The sequence below is a fragment of the Pedobacter sp. D749 genome (assembly GCF_019317285.1).
Lineage (GTDB): Bacteria > Bacteroidota > Bacteroidia > Sphingobacteriales > Sphingobacteriaceae > Pedobacter.
The window spans coordinates 1,010,241-1,030,347 of record NZ_CP079218.1 but is presented as its reverse complement, the minus strand read 5'-3'; the positions used below and the strand labels follow the sequence as shown (position 1 = coordinate 1,030,347).

Sequence of the window (20,107 nt, the reverse complement as noted above, 5' to 3'; positions counted from 1 at the left end):
TGATAAGATTATACCGGCCAGCAGGATAATTGAACATTTAAATCGCTTTTTATTGCTTATAAAGCCTGTGATTGAAGATTTGGAGAGAAAAATGTTCATTTAAAAAACGACGACTTGTCAAGGTGATCTTCATTTAGATCACTCTCGAACGGCATAGCTTCCTGGGCATTAGGAAATGACATACAGAAATCACTTGTAACTCCCACCTGTTTTTTGTGTCTTAAAGCTAAAATCATTCATGAAAAACCTCACATCGGGAATTTTTTTTGGCAATACTGATCAAACCATCAAATTGGACGGGCTCATCATCACCAACACGGAATATACTCACGAATTCGTTGATTGGCACTATCATGACAATGCTTACTTTACTTTCCTAATCGCTGGCAAGGTTTCTGAAATAAATAAAAAAGATCACCATAAATGTGTTCCGGGCACTTTACTTTTCCATAATTGCCAGGAACCGCATTACAATGTAAAGCCTAAGGGCTACACCAGGGGAATGCACCTGGAATTGTCTGCTAAATGGCTTTTGGAATTTGCTGGCAAAAATATGGCCGAAGGCAGCCTTGAAGTAATCAATCCCCTGGTAAAATCACTCTTCCATCAAATCTTAATTTCTACTAAAAATCCCGATGATACCACGCCGCTATCGCTCCATACGCTAGCTTTCAATGCAGTAGACAGGCTTTCCAGCAGTTCGAACTATCGCAGATATAAACAACCTCCGGAATGGGTTGACAAACTCACCCAAATGCTTCATGATAGTCCTGATCAAAGTCATTCTCTCGAATCTATGTCCGGTAACCTAGGCATACACCCCGTCCATCTATCCAGATACTTTCCAAAGTATTTTGGATGTAACCTTGGAGCATACATCCGAAGCATCAGACTTTGCCGGGCGGCGGCAGAACTCAATGCCGGAAAAAAATCTGCCATCCAGATTGCTTTTGAATGTGGTTTTTACGACCAGACCCATCTCATCCGGTGTTTTAAAGAAGAGTTTCGGTTTACCCCGCATCAGTATCAGCATTATTTAAAGTAAAAATGGAATAAGTTGTTGCATGTTAATTCTGTACTATTTTTTAGAATCAAAAAAAGCTAACCTTGTCGGGTAATATTTTCCTATGAAGCAATTTTTATTTTTAACCGTATTTGCCGCATCTATTGGCCTTTGCTTTACCGCAAGTGCTCAATTAAAAAACCTGGAGTTTCTCGATCACCGGCCTAATCCAACTGATTCTGTATCAAAAGAATCCACTATTACCAGTTATAATATTGGAAGTAGTCAAGACCTCTACCTGAAGATCAACACCGGAAAATCACTTGCTGAGGAGCTCGAAAAGCTGGCACCCGGCCTACCCGTCGATTCTGCCTTGAAAACCGGAAATTTTCAGTTTTCCTTTTTGATAGAGGGCAAACCAGTTTACAAGGAAGATTTACATCCCGGCGCCATTCTTTTACAGGATAAAATCGTTAGAAAACCACTCCCGGTAGTCTTGATTAGCGGGAGCAGATCCGGGCTGTGGAGCCTGTATATGTGGGATCGATTTATGATTAATTCGGGTATAAGCTTATTCGGACAGGTACCAAAAAAACTGAGCATCCAAATTAGGGTCTATATCGATGCAGGCCATAGAATCTATTCTCCGGTTTTGCTGGCAGAAGATATTAACATGACCAGAATCCTCCCTCCCATTGATGCAAAATTAATAAAGCCTCAACCGATTAAGCCAGGAAGTGGTTGGCCATTATATGAGGGAAAATATAATCAGGAGCTGATTGAACAGCTCAATACCAAAATACTCGATCAGTCTTACAAAAAGATCAATTCAATTGTTGTGATTAAAAAAGGGTCCTTATTCTTGGAAGAGTATTTTAACGGATCTTCCAGAGCAAGCCTCCACGATGCACGCTCCGTTGGCAAGTCTTTTACGGGAACTTTACTTGGTTTGGCCATTAGAGACGGGTATCTTAAATCCGAGCAGCAGAAATTGGATGAGTTTTACAATTTAAAGCAATTCGGACATCCATCTGCGAAAAAGGATAGTGTAAAACTTGTTGATCTGTTAACAATGAGCGCTGCTTTTGATGGAAATGACGAAGTGATGGAATCTCCCGGCAATGAAGAGAATATGTATCCTACTGCCGATTACGTTAAATTTGCGCTGGATCTGCCCATGGCATTAAACAAGCAGAATGGTAAACAATGGTCTTATTTCACCGTTGGCACGATGCTTCTCGGAGATATCATAGATAAAGTGATACCAGGTGGTTTGGAGCCTTATGCGAAAAAGAAATTATTTGATCCGCTGGGGATCGACTCGCTCGAATGGGCACGTACGCCAATGGGCAAACCATTCACCGGTGGAGGATTACGCCTAAAAGCATTAGATTTTGCGAAGTTCGGGCAACTTTACTGCAATGCCGGTGTTTGGAATGGTAAACAAATGGTTCCCAAATCGTGGATAAATAAGTCGTTCCGCCATTTGCAAACCCTCCCTGCGGATAGGCCGGGCTTTTATGGGTTTCTTTTCTGGAATAGGACCATTAAAATCGACGGCAAAAATCTGGAAGTCTGGTACAGCTCCGGAAATGGTGGAAATAAAATTTACATCATTAAACAGATTGGGCTAGTGGTAGTGGTTAATGCATCGGCGTATGGAACTTCTTTTGCCCATCAACAGGCAGATCAGATTTTGGAAAAATATATTCTTCCAGCAGTATTGCAACCAACTGCAACAAATTAAATTTAAAGATGAATGCTGACCAACAGGCCAGAATTGATGAAAACCGTTTGTTAAACAAAAATCCAAAATAAATGACTCTAAAATCCCTATTATTTACCATTGCGCTTATTTTATTAAGTAACGCTATCTTTTCGCAAACCAGGCAAGACAGCATAGAAATAAGGCAAACAGCCCTCGATTATATCGAATCACAGCACAAACCAAACCCTGCACAAATGGAAGGTGCCTTGCATCCAGGAATGGTAAAGAGAACATTTTGGAAAGATAAGCCAACAGGAAAAGACTATATTCGGGAGACAAGCACAGAATCTATGGTTTTGCTGGCCGAAAGCTATAATAAAAACAATGATAAATTTCCGCCTTCCCCAAAGAAAGAAGTAAAATTGCTGGATATTTCAGAACGGACTGCATCTGTAAAATTAATTGCTGATCAATGGATAGACTACCTGCACATCGTCAAACTAAATGGAAGCTGGAAAATCATCAATGTGTTATGGCAGTTTAAAGACATCAGCCAACATTAAATGATTAACAGCCCTAACCCAAAGGTTAATTGTTATCCTTAATTAGTATTAATTCCAATTTTATAGCTTTCGTATAGCTTAACTATAAGCTTCAGTTACAACAATAACTAAGTTGTTCTAAACTAATTTGCTATTTGCCCTTTACCAGACTTAACCATAAGCAGGAATAATTGAACAATGCCCATTACTTTGAGCTTATTTCATTGCATCGTTTACAGGCTGGCTATCTACAAACTGCTCGAAACTGATTATTTTTCCGTCCTTCAGTTTCCAAACGTGGGCCACTCTTGCTTTAAATGGCTTACCGGTAATTTTATAGGTTCCGGTATAGGTTCCATAGGCCACTACATTGTCTGCGTTGGCTACATAATCTTCGGGCGTGAATTTATAATCGGTCCATTCACTTCCTAATCTGCTAAAAACGTTTTTGGTTACTTCCGCCAATCCGATGTAGGTGCCTGCATAGGGAAAACCCTTAGCTTCGGTCCAAGAGATATCATCCGCTACATATTTAGCAAGATTTTTACCATTTTCTTCCGAAGTTTTACCTTCGTAAGTACTTTTTACAATTTCAAGATTTGTCATTTTCTTTTGATTTGATAAACAGCCTGACGCTGCAAAAAGCACCATCAGGCTGAATATGATTTTAAGTTTTACCATTTCATTTCGCCAGTATTTACTTTGGCGCCAATTTGCAATGCAGTTTCAAAAGTAAGCGCCGGATATTTCGCCTTAATCGCTTTGATCAATTCTTCAGATGTTTTGTTGGTTTTTAATGCTTCTTCATAGAACTGGATATAGCTTTTAGTATGTTTTACTGCGCTAACATCAAATGGGCTTACATTGTTGGCATGTGCAGGAATAACGATTGAAGGGTGTAAAGCTTCGATTTTATCTAAAACAGTAATCCAGTTTTTGCGGGCATCTGCTGTCTGCGCATCGGCCATCCAAAGGTTAAAAGTAGTTCCAAAAACATTAATGCCACCTATTACAGCCTTGATAGAAGGAACCCAAACGAAAGTTTTGGCTGGAAATTCATCCAATCCAAATATTTCAAGTTTCTGCCCCTCTAAGTCGATGCTATTTCCTTTTAAAACCTGAGGCAATATCACATTAGAAGTAATGGCTTTACCCAACCGCTCACCCCAAACGTCCAGTTTTTTTTGCGAAGTGGCTTTGATCGCCTCTACTGTTGCAGGTGATGCATAAGCAGTAACTTCCGGGAAATATTTTTTAAATACTTCCAGTCCGAAATAGTAATCCGGATCGGCGTGAGAAACATAAATAATGGTTAATTTCTTTCCAGATTTTTTGATTTCCGAAGCTACCTTTTCGGCATCTGCCAGGGTAAACTGTGCGTCGATCAACACGGCATCTGTTTTGCCAGAAACGATTACCGATGCCACACCAAAAGCATTTTCTGATGCGTTATAAACTTCCAGTTTTAAATTAGTGGTTTCAACAGTTTTGAAACTTTGTGCATTTGCTTCCATATTGGATGAGATTAAAATTGTTAAGAATAATGTTGTGATAATTGATTTCATACCTTTGTTTAATTGATCATACAAAGATGCGTCTCTTAACAAGTCAAAAAGATTGAACAAGTTCAATAAATAACCCCGCGCAAGCCCCGGGGCAATGTTATTATTTAAGGTTTTTAACCACGGATGTACACAGATAAACACGGATTTTTATAGCTGTGTGCATCCTTTTTATCTGTGGTTAAATTATTTTCACCTGTGCCAATGGCTTAAATAACGACATTGAGTCCTGAAGTATCGGTGGAACAGCGTTTATTTTTTTGTTTTATGAAAACTCTTCGTTTTCAAACTTTCTGCTTTTATCCCGAGGAAAGCCTCAAGGTATGCTCTTCGAATAAATAGCGGCACCTAACCGGCATTGACTATTTTCTTTCTGATTTTGCTCAAAAATTCATGGCTGATGCCCAAATATGCAGCAATCTGAAGATTGGTCAGTCGTTGCAATAACTGAGGATATTTCTCAATAAAATCCAGGTAGCGCTGGTCGGCAGTTTTGCTTAGATTATCGATCATTCTCCTCTGCAGGGCAACATGGGTTTTTTGGGTCATGATCCTGAATAGTTTTTCTATTTTCGGAAGATTGGTATAGGCAAATTCCTTGTCCTTTTTAGAAATGAGCTGTACTTCGCTATCTTCAAGTGCTTCTATATAAAGCTGGGAAGGTTTCTCATTCGTAAAACTATCAATATCGGTGATCCACCAATTCTCCATGGCAAAATACAGTACATTTTCAAAACCATTTTTATCTAAGTGATATACACGAAAAAGTCCTTTCACCACAAATCCTTCAAATTTGCAGATTTCACCCGCTGCCAGTAGAAAACTCTTTTTTTTGATCAGTTTATGCTCAAAGAGGTCACAGAACAGATCTCTTTCATCTTCTGAAATGGATATGTGACTGGAGATATTTTGTTTGAGAAGCTCTTTCATAAAGTCTGTACCATCAGATAAATAGCAGTTGTAAAGATATCTGCGGAGATTTGATTTTACTAACGCTAAACTAATAAAAAGTCTGCTTTGTTTTCTCCATAAACATTTAGCTTATCCTGAATAGGTACTGAGGGTTACTTGATCTCTAGTTAAGTATCCGGCAAAAGATTCGAACTACAAATCTTATTACCAGAAACTAACTTTTATTCAGCACATCCTTATAATAAAGAGTAGCGCTATTTATCTTGTAAAATGTATAGCCCAAAGGGTTCAAAATGCAAACGCAATTAACAGAAACTAATCTTGCCCCGGCAGTTCCTACTCCCCTCCTAATTTAGGAGGGGCAAGGGGGTGGTAACTGAACAAAATTAATTTAAAAATGATTATATTGAATCATGGCAATCCATAATCTTAAATAGCTAAAAAGAGAAAAGAAAAGGGCTGAGAAACAACCTCACTCCTGCTGAAGCTACCATGTGGATGTACCTGCAAAATTCCAGACTTGATGGCAAAAAATTCAGACGCCAACACAGTGTTGGAAATTATATTTTAGATTTTTACTGTCCATCAGAAAAATTAGCTATTGAAGTTGATGGCAGTAGTCATGATGATTATTCAGCAGAAATATACGATAAAGAACGAACTGATTTTTTAAACAGTAAAGGAATTAGGGTAATCAGATTTGAGAATGCTGAAGTTTTTGAATCAGAAGAATTGATATGCGAGGCGATTAAAACATATTTCAAAAAACCACCCCCAGCCCCTCCTTGCAATAAGGAGGGGAGCTGATTTACCTAATAAGATAATACATGTAATCAGATTTGAGAATGCTGAAGTTTTTGAATCAGAAGAATTGATGTGCGAGGCGATTAGAACATATTTCAAAAAACCACCCCCAGCCCCTCCTTGCAATAAGGAGGGGAGCTGATTTACCTAGTAAGATAATACAACAAAAGATTCGAACTATAAATCTTATTACCAGAAACTAACCTTTACTCAGCACATCCTTATAATAAAGAGTAACGCTATTTTATCTTGTAAAATGTATAGCCCAAAGGGTTCAAATATAAACGCAATTAATAACAGGAACTAATCATGCCGCGGCAGTTCCTACTCCCCTCCTGGTTTAGGAGGGGCAAGGGGGTGGTAACTGAGCAAAATTAATTTAAAAAATGATTACATTGAGGCGTGGCAATCCATAATCTTAAACAGCTAAAAGAGAAAAGAAAGGAGCTGAGAAACAACCTCACTCCTGCTGAAGCTACCATGTGGATGTACCTGCAAAATTCAAAACTTGATGGCAAAAAATTCAGACGCCAACACAGTGTTGGAAATTATATATTTCAAAAAACCACCCCCAGCCCCTCCTTGCAATAAGGAGGGGAGCTGATTTACCTAGTAAGATAAGATAATACATGTAATCAGATTTGAGAATGCTGAAATTTTTGAATCAGAAGAATTGATGTGCGAGGCGATTAGAACATATTTCAAAAAACCACCCTTTCCTGGCGCAAGTCTTAGCGGTTAGGGAGCTGTTGTGGCTGACTTGTCCTTTCCAAAAACTCAATAAATTAATTATCGAAATAATCATTTTTACTAAAGCGCAAATCAATAGGAAATAAAAAACCCGGAGTCAAGATTAAAAAAACCTGAACTCCAATGAAGTAAATCGTACCCAAAAAACCCTATGTACAAGTGCAAGAGTAAGTTATTTGATGATTTACCGTACACCATCCCAGGTAGGGCTGTAGTTAAAGATAATTCTTGAACCCGCTAATAAATTTTTGTGCCCATCGCCCATCTGATCGATTGAATGCGCTCAGGCATTACGACGATAGCTGCTTGGACTTTGGCCACTATGTTTCTTAAAAAATTTACTGAATACGAACTGGTCACTGAAGTTCAATGATTCAGCAATATGTGCAATTGGCAACCCGGACTCATTTAATAATACCTTTGCCTCTAAAATGAGCATTTCATCGATCAGTTCTCCCGCGGTTTTACCTGTAAGCCCTCGTGTAGCAGTGGTTAGATATTTTGGGGTGATATTTAGCATATCAGCATAAGCCTGTACACTTCTTTCCACTTTAAATTTCTTCATAACAAGCTTAAGGAATTGATGAACCACATATTCCTTCCGGCTGCCAGGTACTACGTATGGCTGGACTTCTGATTGATACAATGCACCAACCTCGAAAATAAGCGCTGAAAAAAGGTGCCGCAAGATATCCTCCGCATAAAACCTATTCGCTCGTGTGTCCTTCATCTTTAGCGCCAGTACGGAGAGTTGAGCCTTGAACAAGTCGACCTGATCTTCGCTGAGCCTGGACACCGGGCTAATGATACCGGTCAGGTAATCATAAGCCTCTGCGGTCTTCGACGGGATGGCTGAGTTTAATAAATAGTCATTTGAGAATAGTAGATTGGTCGCTTTACAATCTGGGGTAACCGTACCAAAGTGACGGATGGTATTGGTGGTAAACAATACAAGATCATTTTTTCTCAGCGTGTATTCCAGCAGATTGATCTTTACATTTACCTCTCCATCAGTGATCAGGTGAATCGAATTATGATCGGCACGATATGGCGACATAAAGGATGTATCCATTTCCTGCGAATCGGTATCAAAAACGTACAGGCCCTTAAATTTGGTATTGATATCCAGCCGGGACTTTAGAAAATCAACCGTCAGTTCCTCAATACGTTTTTTCTTATTTTTCATAATACCGATAAGCCTAGATCCCAGGCGTTTTTCCTGTTTGCTGCAGGTTGACATAGATAACAATAATTTATTATACCACCTGAAATACGATATCAATATGGGAGGGAAATCTGAACATATTTCGGCCGTATCTGGCCATGTTTCTAAGCATTCACAGTCCCTAGATTTGTATCGTAAACAAAAACAAAAGCCATTTAGTCAAAAATAACAATTAAAATTATGACACAGCAAATCAATTACAGCAATGAACTTTCCGGAAAGATCGCCCTTGTAACAGGTGGCACCAAAGGTGCCGGCAAAGCAATTGCAGAACGTTTAAAGGCCGCTGGTGCCACAGTGATCATTACGGCGAGGAACAAAGCCGAACAACCAGATCCTGAACTTTATTTTGTTTCTGCTGACCTGAGCAGATCAAAAGATGCGGAAAAAGTAATCAGCGAGGTACTGTCAACCTATGGCAGGCTGGATATCCTGGTAAACAACCTTGGCAGTTCAACAACACCAGCCGGTGGATTTTCAGCATTGAGTAATGAAGATTGGATATCGACCTTGCAAGCTAATCTACTTGCGCCAGTGAGACTTGACAAGGGATTTTTACCACAGATGATCGATCGTAAAGATGGTGTTATCATTCACATCGCTTCCATCCAGGGCAAATTGCCGCTATACGATTCCACATTGCCCTATGCAGCTTCAAAAGCAGCCCTGATCAATTACAGTAAAAGTTTATCAAATGAGGTTACGCCAAAAGGTGTACGTGTGCTAACCGTTTCGCCAGGATGGATAAATACTACAGCATCGGAAGCCTGGCTGGGTGAGATTGCCAGAAATTCCAATAGCACTATAGAGCAGGCTCAGCAAAGTGTTATGGATGCATTGGGAGGAATACCTTTCGGCAGGCCGGCCCAACCAGAGGAAGTGGCCGAATTGGTCGGCTTTCTGGTCTCGCCAAGAGCCAATTACCTAACAGGAACAAACTTCGTCATCGATGGCGGAACGGTACCAACTATTTAACCACTTAAACATATCATCATGGAATTACCACAGGTAGTATCGCGTTTCATAGAAACGCAGCACAATTGCGATAGCAAGGCTTTCGCGGATTGTTTCACCGAATCTGCCACCGTTCATGACGAAGGGAAAACCCATAATGGCAAACAAGAAATTCATCAATGGATTCAGCATGCAATGGATGCGTACAAATCTGAGCTGGAACCACTCAACTATGAGCAGACCGGGTCAAGCGGTGTACTTACCGCAAATATTTCTGGCACCTTTCCGGGAAGTCCGGTAAAGCTGAATTTCAATTTTGGCTTTAAGGATAACCTTATCGATTCCCTAAATGTGACTGAATAATATTTTGGGCATATATATGGCACGATGACACACAACATCAGAAAACCGCCCATCTTAGATGCGGCGGTTTTCTTTCACTATGCTGTTATAGGGTAATGTTGTAATGATTAACTATCCAAATTATTTTTAACAAAATATGAAAGAGGCAGGCTTTTGGATGATTTAGAGCCTGTTTAAATTTCTATAACAAATATAAATAGCCTTTTGCTGTCACACTGAGGGATAATTTATTGTATAAAATCAATATAAATGACAGATTTTTAGTGAATTATAGGCTGCGAGGAATCGTCATTCCCAACCTGATTGGGAACCACGGAGTGATCATGAATGCCTTTGAAACGAGGTAAACTCATGAATAATAGTAATGCAAGTGCTTTAAGATTCCCGCCTGCGCGGGAATGACGGCCGTGCTAATGGATTCTGTCAATTGTAGCGTAGTCGAAGTGTTTTATTAATGCGTTGAAATAGTCATCGACTACGCTCAGACTGACATACGAATTAAATTTTATTTAATTTTAAACAGGCTCTTAGATATTTAAATAAAGGTTTAGCACTACCGTCGAGTATACTTATCTGTATCGAGCGAAGTACTATAGTCTCCGCAATATATCTTCTGGTCAAAAGTGTTCAAACAATCTGCTAATCCTCCCTTAATTGCAACAGCCCTTAGATTATGCTATCCTCATTTTCTCACGGTTTCTACTTTAACGCAACATCCATTTTTGTCAAAAATTTATCAACCGCCTCTTTTATGTCAATTCCAGACCTCTCTGCCAGCACAATTAACCACCAAATATTTTCAGCAAGTTTATGTTCCAGTTCTGTCTCAGAACCGGCTTTGGGCCAGCGCTGCTGTTGCGACATAATATTGCGTCCAACCAGTCCGGCATCAGTAAGGTAGGCCAAAGCATCTTCTTCCACTGTCCACTCACTTCCGTGATGCAGCAGCTCTAGTTCATGGTACTTTTTTCTTATTTCCAGCGATCTGTGGATAATCTCGTCAAAATTTTCTTTACTCATTAACATATCATTTAGTGAATTAAATTGGCGCTAACAAAAGAGATTTTACCGTTTTCAAATTTGAATTCAAATGTTCCTCCAATTTTACCTTCCGCAAAATCACCAGAAAATTGAACTTCCAAATGTGCATTTTGTTGATCTATTATAATGAGCGCTACCTGATCTGTATGGGTATTGTACCCTATAAAGTAGTCATCAAAATATTGCTGAATTCCTTTATGCCCTTTAAACTTTCTACCTACCGATGGATCGTCTAAAATAGCAGCAGGTAAATAAAAACTTAAATATTTTTCTGTGTTGAATGTATTGCTGGCTGCAATCCATTCCGTGATAAAAGTTTGTATGTCCATTTTTTCTTTTTTACCATATTACTATGGTTGTTTACTCTTTCAATCTAATTCAGCAAACTCTTTTTATAATCTGACGGAGAAAAGGAGGTCTTATTTTTAAATAACTTATTGAATGACTGCGGGTGCTCAAAGCCTAAATGATATGCGATCTCGGCAATGCTAAGTTCATTTTTCGCAAGATATTCCTTTGCTTTTTCTACCACCTTTTCGTGAATGAATTGCTGGGTATTTAATCCGACAAGATTTCGCAACAGATCGCTCAAATATCTTGGCGTTACCTTTAGATTTTCGGCCAAAGTGTTCACATCAGGAAGCCCTTTGATTAAAGAACGTTCTTCTCTGAAATAGTCATCCAATTGCTGTTCCAATCCGGCAAGAAGGTCGTTGCTCACAGTCTTCCTGGTGAGAAACTGCCGGTCATAAAATCGATTGGCATAATTGAGCAGCAACTCGATTTGCGAAATGATCACATCCTGGCTGAATTTATCAATACGCTCATTCAGCTCATCCTGTATAAACCTGTAAATGCTCAGGATGGTTGCTTTTTCTTTTTCCGAAAGATATAACGCCTCTGCGGCAGAATAACTAAAAAAACCATATTGTTTAATCCCGGAATTTAGCGGATAGGATCTTAAGAAATCCGGGTGGATATGGAGCGTCATCCCACTATAGTCCGCTTCCTCATCCTGCATTTTCAAAAGCTGTCCGGGGGCGATGAACGACATTCCGCCTTCTTCAAAATCGTAGTACCCCTGACCATATTTCAGTTTCCCTGAAAAACCCGTCTTGAAAGAGATTTTGTAAAAATTCAGGATGATGCCATGCTCAAAATCCATTGGATCAAACTTTGCATCTCCATAATTCATAACGCTGATCAGCGGATGGGACGGAGCCGCCTGCCCCATCGCCTTATGCAACTGGGAAAGCGAATCGAATAAGACAGGATGTTTTCTCATTGTACAAATTTAGTTAATTCATCAGAAGCCACTCCCATATCAATCCATTATAGAATGGCTATATCTATTAAAATATGAACTGGGAACGGATTTTTTCGAATTGTCCTTCCGGAGTTAATTCAAGGCGCTCTTGATATAAACCTTTAGCATCATTACCGGCAATATATCTCAGTTGTTCTTTATTGTCTCTAGCTGCATCATAAATGATTTTGGCTACGTCTTCTGCTTTTGTGTAACTGGCAATCTGCTCTTCGCTATAACCTTCACTAACCTTAGTCACCAGTTGACTGTAAGCTTCATGCATTCCGCCCTGCAAAGATCTTCCTGCAAAGTTAGTTTGCATTCCACCCGGGGCCACTACTTTCACCGAAATTCCAAATTGTGCCAATTCATAAGCCAGACCTTCTGAAAAACCATCAACAGCGAATTTGGTAGCATTATAAATGGAACAGGTTGGCTATCCCAGCAGGCCAAATGTACTCGTAATATTGATGAACGTTCCACTCTTTCTTTCTCTAAAATATGGGATAAATGCTCTTGTAACATTGATCACGCCAAATAAATTCGTCTGTACCTGAGTCTGGATTTGCTCATCTGTAAAGGCTTCCAGCGGACCAATTAACCCATAACCTGCGTTGTTTAATACTACATCAACAGCATGGGACTTCAAAACCTCTGCTATCGTATTCTTTATTTTTTCCGAATCAGTAACATCCAATTGAACTATGGTTACATTTGGAAGTTCCTTCAATTCATTTTCCTTTTCGGGATCGCGCATTGTTGCGATTACCTGCCAGCCATTTGCATGAAATAATTTGGCTGTTGATTTGCCCAGCCCGGATGAGGCTCCGGTAATGAAAATTGTCTTTTGCATAATTCTTTGTTTAGATTGAACTATACAAAAGTGGGCATTGCATAAACACTGAAATTAGTCTAAAACGAATTATTGTAAGTCAAAATGACGTTTTAGATTTAAAGCTGTAACGGGTGTTCAAACTAATCTGCTATTCCCACTTTACCAAACTGAAAATTAAGCCAAATTACAAAGTCTATAAGTACATATTTCCCCTTTAAATCTGATAATTTAATCAAATTTCTTCCGGGTTTTGCTGCCCGAAATCAGGTGCATTTCGTCCAATTTTCTGTAGATCTTACAAACAACATTCCGGCACTAAAACCTTTGCTTAACAATATTGTTGTATCTTCATATCGGTTCAGAACACATTATTTTTTACGAACTGCAACAATATGTTCGCAGCCCAAATGAATAAACGCGCTCATGGCGAAAGAAATTAAAGCGATCAAGTATCCTCAATGCAGTAGCACTGCCAAAACTGAAATCAAGCCCGACGTTTACCCTTACATAAACCGCCAAACGGAGTATTACCTGGACGATGATGATATCACTGTAAATTATAACCATAACTACAGCTATGCAAACGCCAATCTTGCTTTGGGCGCTCAAAAAACGAAGCTTGTCATTGCCATAGCCGCAATTGTGTTTGTTATCCTAGCAATTTCTATTTTGGCTGGTCTGTTATCCAAATCCGCTCCGATAGTCAACAATTCCCTGCCTGGCGGAAATGCAGAGCCGCAAAAAGAATATTTAGCACAAAGCCTGGTCGCCTCCGGATACAAGGGTTCGCAAATAAATCTGATCTTAAAGCTACAATCATGAAATTATCAATCATAAATAAATTACAGCAATCTAAAGTGAAAATCGCATTGGGCTTACTCATCCTGTGTTCATCTTTAACAACACAGGCTCAAAATGGCACTTATGAAAAAAAAGCTGCAAACGGGGCTTATGGGATCATTTCTTTTCAAAAAAATGGCGATAAGGTAACAGCAGAAATTTTCAGCTGGTGGAATACTAAATCGGCACAGATGGGTAGCTATAGTGGCAAAGGAACATTACAGCAGAACAGGGTTGTTTTACACAGTGAAGAAAACGATCCAGGCTGTGTTGTTACACTAAATCTTATTCAGGGCAAAATTAAGGCTTCGTTTAATAACTGCAATACCGATCACCTTACTACAGACTTTGATGGCCTCTACAATAAAATTACCAATGCCGTAGCTGGTGAATACATCGTAAAAGTACCTAAGGCCTATTTTTACCGAAAACCAGATGCAGGAAGCAAACTTAAAACCTACGTACTAAAAGGCGATAAAGTTAGGTTAGATATCGATAGAATTGGCGCCAGCACGCAAAATTGGCTGTTTGTATATTTTGTGGGTAAGGATGGCAAAGAAACAGCCGGGTATATCCCTATTTCCAACCTTAGCCTAACGGACTGACGGGATAACAATGATATTTGAAGTCAAATACGTCCGCGAAACATTATCGTCATTTCGACCGCAGTGGAGAAATCTTTTAAATTTGATTTCAATAAATAGTACAAAGATCTCTCCACTTCGCGTTGCTCCGGTCGAGATGACGACCTTTTTTGGGAGTCTATCAATGGTAGCGGAGTCGATTGCTTTTTTAATGCGTTGAAATGGTCTTCGACTACTACCATTGACGTTATTTTACAAATAATTATTAATCAGTATTTTAACTACTTTCGCATTTCCATCCAGCTAGGCCATAGCACGGTATCCCCGTTCTACTTAAATCCGGCCTAACAAATTTTTCGGGCTCCACTGACAAAGCCATCCCACTGGCTTCGAAAGAAAAATTTTCAGCCGGTGTTTTTTGTTTCTTTTTGACACCAAAAAGAAAGAGCCCTTCGGCGGCGGCGAGCCGAGGCAAGATCGTGGTGTATGGCAAAAGACATTAATCCACCTTTTTTGATAAACGGATCCATTTCTCCTAATTATCAGTTGTAATTCTCTTTTTATGGTTTGTACCCCATTGCGCCAGGGCAGTGATGATATCCTTTAAAGATTCACTATATTCAGTGGGCAGGTATTCCACTATAACCGGAAACTGGTCGGCCAGCACTTTTCTCTCCACCAGTTGATTTATTTCTAATTTCTTTAATTCTACCGACAGCATTTTTGCAGAAATTCCTTTTACCGTTCGTTGCAGTTCATTAAATCTGGTATTGCCACCTAAAACCCCGATCATCACCCTAATGGTCCACCTGCCGCCAAGAACATAAAGGGCATCCTCAGTTGCCGATATACGGTTTGTACACTGTACTGGTGTGTATTCTAATTTACTTGTTGCCATAGTTTCTATTTGATTCAACTAACCTAAAGGTAAGTACTTACCTTTAGTATACTACTATAATTTGGTTAGCTAATATACATAACTTTGTAACGCACAAAAAACAAAGAAATGAACAAATTAAAAATTGCCTATTACGCAACCACCGGAATTATTTCAGCAATGATGCTGTTTATTGCTTTTGAAACCCTCACGAAGCCCGAAGTCAAAATATCAATGGCACATTTAGGTTTCCCAGATTATTTCCGGATTGAATTGGGAATTGCAAAAATTATAGGTGCAGTTTTAATCTGGTTGCCTGCCCGCTTGCTGAGGGAAACTGCATACATCGGTTTCGCTATCATGTTTGCCTCAGCTTCCCTATCACATGCGGCGGTAGGCGATCCTGTTGGCAAAGTGATAACAGGATTGGTTTTCCTGGCGATCTTAATTGTGTCGTATGTATGTGGTGCAAAACTTCAAAAAACAAACAGAGATTAATAAAAATTTAAAAAATAAATTTATGATTTTAGTTACAGGAGCAACAGGTCCGTTTGGTTCTAAAGCAGTTGAACATTTGTTAAAGAAAGGCGTTGAATCATCAGCGATTGCTGTTTTGGTAAGAGACAGCAACAAAGCAAAGGATCTGGAAAAAGGAATAGCGATTAGGAAAGGTGATTATACCGATCATAGTTCGATGGTAAAGGCTTTTACTGGTGTAGATAAATTATTGCTGGTATCAAGCAACAACAGAGAAGCGATTGAAAACCGGACTCAGCAGCATAAAAACGCAATAAATGCGGCCAAAGAAGCTGGTGTAAAACATATTGTGTACACTTCTTTTGTGAGAAAACCAGGATCTGAGGAATCAGCGATTGCTGATTTTCAAAATTCTCACCTCGAGACGGAAAAACACCTGGTCAACAGCGGGCTGGATTATACGATACTTCAAAATGGGATCTATGCAGAAATGATAATGGCTTTTTCAGGTGATAAGGTTGCCGGAACTAAAAGCATTTTGTTTCCGGCAGGCGAAGGTAAAGCGAGCTGGGTGCTTCGTGAGGAATTGGCAGAAGCTGCTGCTCATGTTTTAATCACCGAAGGCCATAAAAATAAAATCTATACGTTGACTAATTCCGAAGCTGTAGGTTTCGAATTCGTCGCACAGCATATATCTGACATACTCGGCAAAGAAATTGAATACAAATCTCCTGGCATCAACGAATTTAATGCGATTCTGCAAAAGGCAAATGTCCCGGAAATGTACATTAATATGTTAACCATGTGGGGTACTGCATTGAAACAGCAGGCAATGGATAAGGAAGATGATACTTTAGCCGGTTTTTTGAGGAGAGAGCCAACTTCTGTACGCCAATATCTGGAAAATTATTTTAGAAAATAGTGGATATAACTTTGATACCTTCAATAAGAAAGGATTTATTTAAATCCAGACCAAAAATCAAGGCGATTTATTATTAAATCGCCTTGAACAGATTATATTGGAACAAAAATTTAGTATATAAAAGTTATTTAAATTTAAGGTTTAACGATACAATATTGGATACCAGACTTGTTGAACGAGAATAGTGGCCATACCTCAACTCAAGCATGTTCAGTCTCTGCCAGCCAAATACACCTTTAGGTGGGGAGAAGCGGATCCCTGCGCCATAAAAATCACTGGTCAATGTGGACAGGTCATAATCGCTGGTAAAATATTGTTCTGACGGCGAATGCTGGCCATAAGGTGCAAAATACTTGGTCCCCACCTGGTTGTTATACCGATAAAAAGGACTGATAGAAAAGAATGAATTGATTTTAACTGGTATTTCAAGTTCAGCTGTGTGTGCCCTGATGCCCCAATTATCCATATAGTACCGATAAAAGGTGCGAATGACAAAACGGTCGTCCAAAAAGTAGTTCATGCGCAATCCTATAGGAAGTTTATAACGCTTATCCGGTAAAGTTTCCGAGCGTAGCGAACCGTCCGTAAAGTAATCACGCTGGTATTTTGTGGCAAGCAAGCCTTTCTGATAGGAAGGTTCTAAAATCAGCGAAGCCTGAAACTTCTGGTTGATCACCTGGGCCAGAGAGAAAGATGCACTAAAGGAATTTCGTGGTGCAGTATCATACTGCTCACCGCCCCTTCCGGTGTTTCCGGTTCGTAATTCTATCGGAAGGATAACGGTCCACTGGTCTAAAAATGCCTGAAGTTTAAAATCAAACTGGGTATTTTTATCTTTTGATAAACGGGTTAGATTGAAAGCTGCGCCCATCGATTGATAATCAAACTCTGTTGAATAAGAGCCTGTAAAGCCAAATGAATTCCCGGTTTCCTCATTGGATTGCGTCCAGTTTAAAGAAGGATAAATTCGGGTATCTGCCGAAGAGGCGGAAGAAATGGTGCTTGGATCTATCTTATCAGATGATGCCGAAGTATAGTGATCTACCCCCAATTCGAACAGGAAAGTATTTTTCTTTCCATTCTTGTTAAATTTGGACATCTGCAAGTCAATCGTATTTGCAAAATCGCTCAGTTTCTCGGTACCAATACCACCTGTAACGGCAGAATTATTCCCGTTCTGATGATAATAGGCTGAAACCAGGTTAATTTCATCGATTTTGAGTTTTCGGGACTGATACCTGCTGCTATCTACTTTTGCGGGTGCTGGTTTGGTTTGTGCATAGGTGCTTAAGATACCGAAGTACATAAACAACACATGAAGATATATTTTTCTCATTTCCGACGCTGATTAATTACAACCACAACCACCACCACTTTTGCCGCCATTGGCGCCCGATGCACCTTCACGATACAGCTGGAAACTCTGCTCAAATTTTTGAGCCTTCCGGGCAGAAAGAATCATGTCCGCATCGTTAATTTTGCTTTTTTGATAGGGCTTTACACTACTGCAGGAAGTAAGCATACAGCTGAAGAAAATTACAGTAATCAGGGAAAGAAAAAATGTTTTTGAAATTTTCATATTTATATCACATTAATATTGTTTGAAGTAAAAACCCGATCATAATCGTCAATCACGATACAAGCCACTTGTTTAATCTGGTTAATCAGCTCCAGCCCTACTTTTACACCCATTACCACAACGGGTGTGGCAAGTGCATCAGCAAGTTCTGCACTTGGGCATATAATGCTTACGCTTTTAACGCCACTTACCGGGAGCCCGGTTTTGGGATCTATGGTATGCGAATAACGCTTGCCATCAATGGTTACATATTTTTCATAACTGCCTGAAGTAGCAATTGCCATATCGCTGATATTTAGCGCAGAGAATGGCCTGTCGGTTTGTTCGGGATCTGCAATACCTACTGTCCATGGACGACCATCAATCTGAGCACCCCAGGTAACCAGGTCTCCAGCTGCATTCACAATCCCGCTTTTGATGCCGATTTTTTGCAGCACCAACTTTGCCTTATCGGCTGCATAGCCCTTTCCAATTCCGCCAAAACCAATACGCATGCCTTTATTTTTAAGCAGAACAGTTGAACGTTCTTTATCCACGATTACATTCCGATAATCAATCAGTTCAACAGATGCCAATGCCGTCTGCTCATCGGGTAAGCTCGTCATATTCGGATCAAAGTTCCAAAGTTGTTTATCTATCGATCCGTAGGTAATATCGAAAGCACCATCGGTAATTTCTGATATTCTTATCGAACGCTCGATAAGGCTAATCACTTCATCCTCAACTTTTACGGGCTTCAAACCTGCATTTTCGTTTATAAGATTCGTCTGGCTGAGGTCGCTGAAAGTAGTGAGCAGGTATTCTATCCGCTTTACTTCTTCTATTGCAGCATCTATTGCTGCATTTCCCTCCTGCCCATCTTCGGCGATTACGGTAAACTCAAAGCGGTTTCCCATGAGTTTGAGTACCCGGTTTACAGAAACAGGTTTAGCCATTTTTTAATTATTTTCTTAGTTTATCTATCTCAGAGACAAATGCCTGCGGACTTTCATCAGGAAAGCCATCCCAGCTTTTAAGCACTTTTCCATTTTCATCAACCAAAACAGTAAAAGGGAACTTACCATCTTTATTATAGACTTCTGCCAGTGATTCGTTGAGTTTAATTTGTTCTTTAGAAAGCTGGTTTTTCTTCTGCCTCGGAAAATCAGCCCTTACCAATAATAAATTGCTGGCTGCGTATTTTTCAAAGCTTTCTGATTCCAAAATCTCTTTTCGGAGGCGAATGCATGGACCGCACCAGTCTGAACCTGAAAAATTAATCAGGATTTGCTTATGTGTAATCTTTGCCTGTTTCTGTGCTTCAGTAAAGTTCCCCATCCACGATAAGGGAATGGAAAATAGTCCCAATAGGGCAACAAAAAGTAGTTTCATCATTTTTTAAGAATAAATTTTTAAAATCGTATCCGTAAGCTGGGTATTATAAAAGGTTAAAGAACGTGAAGCCGGACCATTGGTTACGGCGCCGTTTTCAGAAAAGGTTGCACCATGGTTGGGGCAATAAAAGCGGTTGTTTGCAGATTGATAAGTTAGGGTATAACTTTCATGGGTACACGATCGTTGCACGGCAATATATGTTCCTGCTTTTGTTTTTGCCACGATAACCCCATTTGATACTAATGAACCACCATTGCTTAACAAGGCCACATTGGCTGCAAGGCTTAAATCCATTGTAAAGTTTATACCAGCAGGGCCTGTGGTGTCTGTGGAACTATTGCCATCAGTCTTTTTACAACCGATACAGTTGAGCAGTGCAAAGGCCGCAGCACTCATCGCGATGCTATTAAGAAAATCTTTTCTGTCCATGTTCTTTTTATAGTTAAAAT

The 20,107-nt window shown here is 39.7% G+C and carries 24 protein-coding genes and 1 pseudogene; 11 read left to right on the top strand and 14 right to left on the bottom strand.

Annotation, left to right across the window (positions count from 1 at the left end; all coding sequences use genetic code 11):
• Positions 1-238: 238 nt before the first annotated feature.
• The 3 genes from KYH19_RS04325 to KYH19_RS04315 all read left to right on the top strand — a co-directional run bounded on the left by KYH19_RS04325 (position 239) and on the right by KYH19_RS04315 (position 3,274).
• Positions 239-1,045, top strand: coding sequence for a helix-turn-helix transcriptional regulator (locus KYH19_RS04325; RefSeq protein ID WP_219077696.1), 807 nt, complete (start codon positions 239-241; stop codon positions 1,043-1,045).
• 82 nt (positions 1,046-1,127) lie between these two features.
• Positions 1,128-2,750: a serine hydrolase gene (locus KYH19_RS04320; protein ID WP_219077695.1), complete on the top strand. Its 1,623-nt coding sequence runs from the start codon at positions 1,128-1,130 to the stop codon at positions 2,748-2,750.
• Between the two features lie 71 nt (positions 2,751-2,821).
• Complete coding sequence (locus KYH19_RS04315) at positions 2,822-3,274, top strand: nuclear transport factor 2 family protein (RefSeq protein WP_219077694.1); 453 nt, start codon at positions 2,822-2,824, stop codon at positions 3,272-3,274.
• Between the two features lie 195 nt (positions 3,275-3,469).
• On the opposite strand, the gene KYH19_RS04310 is transcribed toward KYH19_RS04315, so the two are convergent.
• The 3 genes from KYH19_RS04310 to KYH19_RS04300 form a co-directional block, all read right to left on the bottom strand.
• Positions 3,470-3,859 (bottom strand): nuclear transport factor 2 family protein, encoded by a 390-nt coding sequence (locus tag KYH19_RS04310; RefSeq protein ID WP_219077693.1) that lies wholly within the window; start codon positions 3,857-3,859, stop codon positions 3,470-3,472.
• 68 nt (positions 3,860-3,927) lie between these two features.
• A complete protein-coding gene (locus KYH19_RS04305; protein ID WP_219077692.1) occupies positions 3,928-4,818 on the bottom strand; it encodes an MBL fold metallo-hydrolase in 891 nt (296 codons plus the stop codon).
• 345 nt (positions 4,819-5,163) lie between these two features.
• The gene (locus tag KYH19_RS04300; protein ID WP_132403314.1) at positions 5,164-5,745 is read right to left on the bottom strand and encodes a Crp/Fnr family transcriptional regulator; all 582 of its coding nucleotides are present in this window, start codon (positions 5,743-5,745) and stop codon (positions 5,164-5,166) included.
• Positions 5,746-6,186: 441 nt separating this feature from the next.
• On the opposite strand from KYH19_RS04300, the gene KYH19_RS24335 reads away from it, so the two are divergent.
• Together KYH19_RS24335 and KYH19_RS24330 are read left to right on the top strand one after the other, a co-directional pair.
• Positions 6,187-6,534: a DUF559 domain-containing protein gene (locus KYH19_RS24335; protein ID WP_227256361.1), complete on the top strand. Its 348-nt coding sequence runs from the start codon at positions 6,187-6,189 to the stop codon at positions 6,532-6,534.
• Positions 6,535-6,933: 399 nt separating this feature from the next.
• Positions 6,934-7,122 (top strand): DUF559 domain-containing protein, encoded by a 189-nt coding sequence (locus tag KYH19_RS24330; RefSeq protein ID WP_219077690.1) that lies wholly within the window; start codon positions 6,934-6,936, stop codon positions 7,120-7,122.
• Between the two features lie 442 nt (positions 7,123-7,564).
• On the opposite strand, the gene KYH19_RS04285 is transcribed toward KYH19_RS24330, so the two are convergent.
• Positions 7,565-8,467 (bottom strand): AraC family transcriptional regulator, encoded by a 903-nt coding sequence (locus KYH19_RS04285; RefSeq protein WP_219077689.1) that lies wholly within the window; start codon positions 8,465-8,467, stop codon positions 7,565-7,567.
• Positions 8,468-8,686: 219 nt separating this feature from the next.
• Here KYH19_RS04285 and KYH19_RS04280 point away from each other — a divergent pair, with 219 nt between their 5' ends.
• Entirely contained in the window at positions 8,687-9,481 is a 795-nt protein-coding gene (locus KYH19_RS04280) for an SDR family oxidoreductase (RefSeq protein WP_219077688.1), read from the top strand.
• Positions 9,482-9,499: 18 nt separating this feature from the next.
• Positions 9,500-9,823, top strand: a complete 324-nt coding sequence (locus KYH19_RS04275) for a nuclear transport factor 2 family protein (protein ID WP_219077687.1) — start codon at positions 9,500-9,502, stop codon at positions 9,821-9,823.
• Between the two features lie 699 nt (positions 9,824-10,522).
• On the opposite strand, the gene KYH19_RS04270 is transcribed toward KYH19_RS04275, so the two are convergent.
• The 4 genes and pseudogenes from KYH19_RS04270 to KYH19_RS04255 form a co-directional block, all read right to left on the bottom strand.
• Positions 10,523-10,843, bottom strand: coding sequence for a MazG-like protein (locus KYH19_RS04270; protein ID WP_219077686.1), 321 nt, complete (start codon positions 10,841-10,843; stop codon positions 10,523-10,525).
• An 11-nt stretch (positions 10,844-10,854) separates the two neighbouring features.
• Positions 10,855-11,193, bottom strand: coding sequence for a nuclear transport factor 2 family protein (locus tag KYH19_RS04265; protein WP_219077685.1), 339 nt, complete (start codon positions 11,191-11,193; stop codon positions 10,855-10,857).
• Between the two features lie 44 nt (positions 11,194-11,237).
• Positions 11,238-12,149, bottom strand: a complete 912-nt coding sequence (locus KYH19_RS04260; RefSeq protein WP_219077684.1) for an AraC family transcriptional regulator — start codon at positions 12,147-12,149, stop codon at positions 11,238-11,240.
• Positions 12,150-12,216: 67 nt separating this feature from the next.
• Positions 12,217-13,023 (bottom strand): annotated as a pseudogene (locus KYH19_RS04255) (SDR family oxidoreductase).
• Positions 13,024-13,428: 405 nt separating this feature from the next.
• On the opposite strand from KYH19_RS04255, the gene KYH19_RS04250 reads away from it, so the two are divergent.
• The gene (locus tag KYH19_RS04250; RefSeq protein WP_219077683.1) at positions 13,429-13,827 is read left to right on the top strand and encodes a hypothetical protein; all 399 of its coding nucleotides are present in this window, start codon (positions 13,429-13,431) and stop codon (positions 13,825-13,827) included.
• Complete coding sequence (locus tag KYH19_RS04245; RefSeq protein ID WP_219077682.1) at positions 13,824-14,450, top strand: hypothetical protein; 627 nt, start codon at positions 13,824-13,826, stop codon at positions 14,448-14,450. Before KYH19_RS04250 ends, KYH19_RS04245 begins: the two co-directional genes overlap by 4 nt.
• A 514-nt stretch (positions 14,451-14,964) precedes the next feature.
• Here the strand turns inward: KYH19_RS04245 and KYH19_RS04240 are convergent.
• Positions 14,965-15,327, bottom strand: a complete 363-nt coding sequence (locus KYH19_RS04240) for a helix-turn-helix domain-containing protein (protein WP_138822958.1) — start codon at positions 15,325-15,327, stop codon at positions 14,965-14,967.
• A 108-nt stretch (positions 15,328-15,435) separates the two neighbouring features.
• Between KYH19_RS04240 and KYH19_RS04235 the strand changes: the two genes are divergently transcribed.
• Both KYH19_RS04235 and KYH19_RS04230 read left to right on the top strand, forming a co-directional pair.
• Positions 15,436-15,804: a DoxX family protein gene (locus KYH19_RS04235; protein ID WP_219077681.1), complete on the top strand. Its 369-nt coding sequence runs from the start codon at positions 15,436-15,438 to the stop codon at positions 15,802-15,804.
• A 22-nt stretch (positions 15,805-15,826) separates the two neighbouring features.
• A complete protein-coding gene (locus KYH19_RS04230; protein WP_219077680.1) occupies positions 15,827-16,705 on the top strand; it encodes an SDR family oxidoreductase in 879 nt (292 codons plus the stop codon).
• Between the two features lie 124 nt (positions 16,706-16,829).
• Here KYH19_RS04230 and KYH19_RS04225 read toward each other — a convergent pair whose 3' ends face one another.
• Genes KYH19_RS04225 through KYH19_RS04205 form a run of 5 tightly spaced genes read right to left on the bottom strand, consistent with a single transcriptional unit; the run spans position 16,830 to position 20,087 of the window.
• Complete coding sequence (locus KYH19_RS04225; RefSeq protein ID WP_219077679.1) at positions 16,830-18,041, bottom strand: DUF3570 domain-containing protein; 1,212 nt, start codon at positions 18,039-18,041, stop codon at positions 16,830-16,832.
• A 12-nt stretch (positions 18,042-18,053) separates the two neighbouring features.
• Positions 18,054-18,284 (bottom strand): DUF4266 domain-containing protein, encoded by a 231-nt coding sequence (locus KYH19_RS04220; RefSeq protein WP_219077678.1) that lies wholly within the window; start codon positions 18,282-18,284, stop codon positions 18,054-18,056.
• A gap of 2 nt (positions 18,285-18,286) precedes the next feature.
• Positions 18,287-19,219 carry an FAD:protein FMN transferase gene (locus KYH19_RS04215; RefSeq protein ID WP_219077677.1) on the bottom strand — a complete coding sequence of 311 codons (933 nt, stop codon included), beginning with the start codon at positions 19,217-19,219 and terminating at the stop codon, positions 18,287-18,289.
• 7 nt (positions 19,220-19,226) lie between these two features.
• Positions 19,227-19,658, bottom strand: a complete 432-nt coding sequence (locus KYH19_RS04210; RefSeq protein ID WP_255562544.1) for a thioredoxin family protein — start codon at positions 19,656-19,658, stop codon at positions 19,227-19,229.
• A 3-nt stretch (positions 19,659-19,661) separates the two neighbouring features.
• The gene (locus KYH19_RS04205) at positions 19,662-20,087 is read right to left on the bottom strand and encodes a ubiquinol-cytochrome c reductase iron-sulfur subunit (protein ID WP_219077676.1); all 426 of its coding nucleotides are present in this window, start codon (positions 20,085-20,087) and stop codon (positions 19,662-19,664) included.
• Positions 20,088-20,107: the final 20 nt, after the last annotated feature.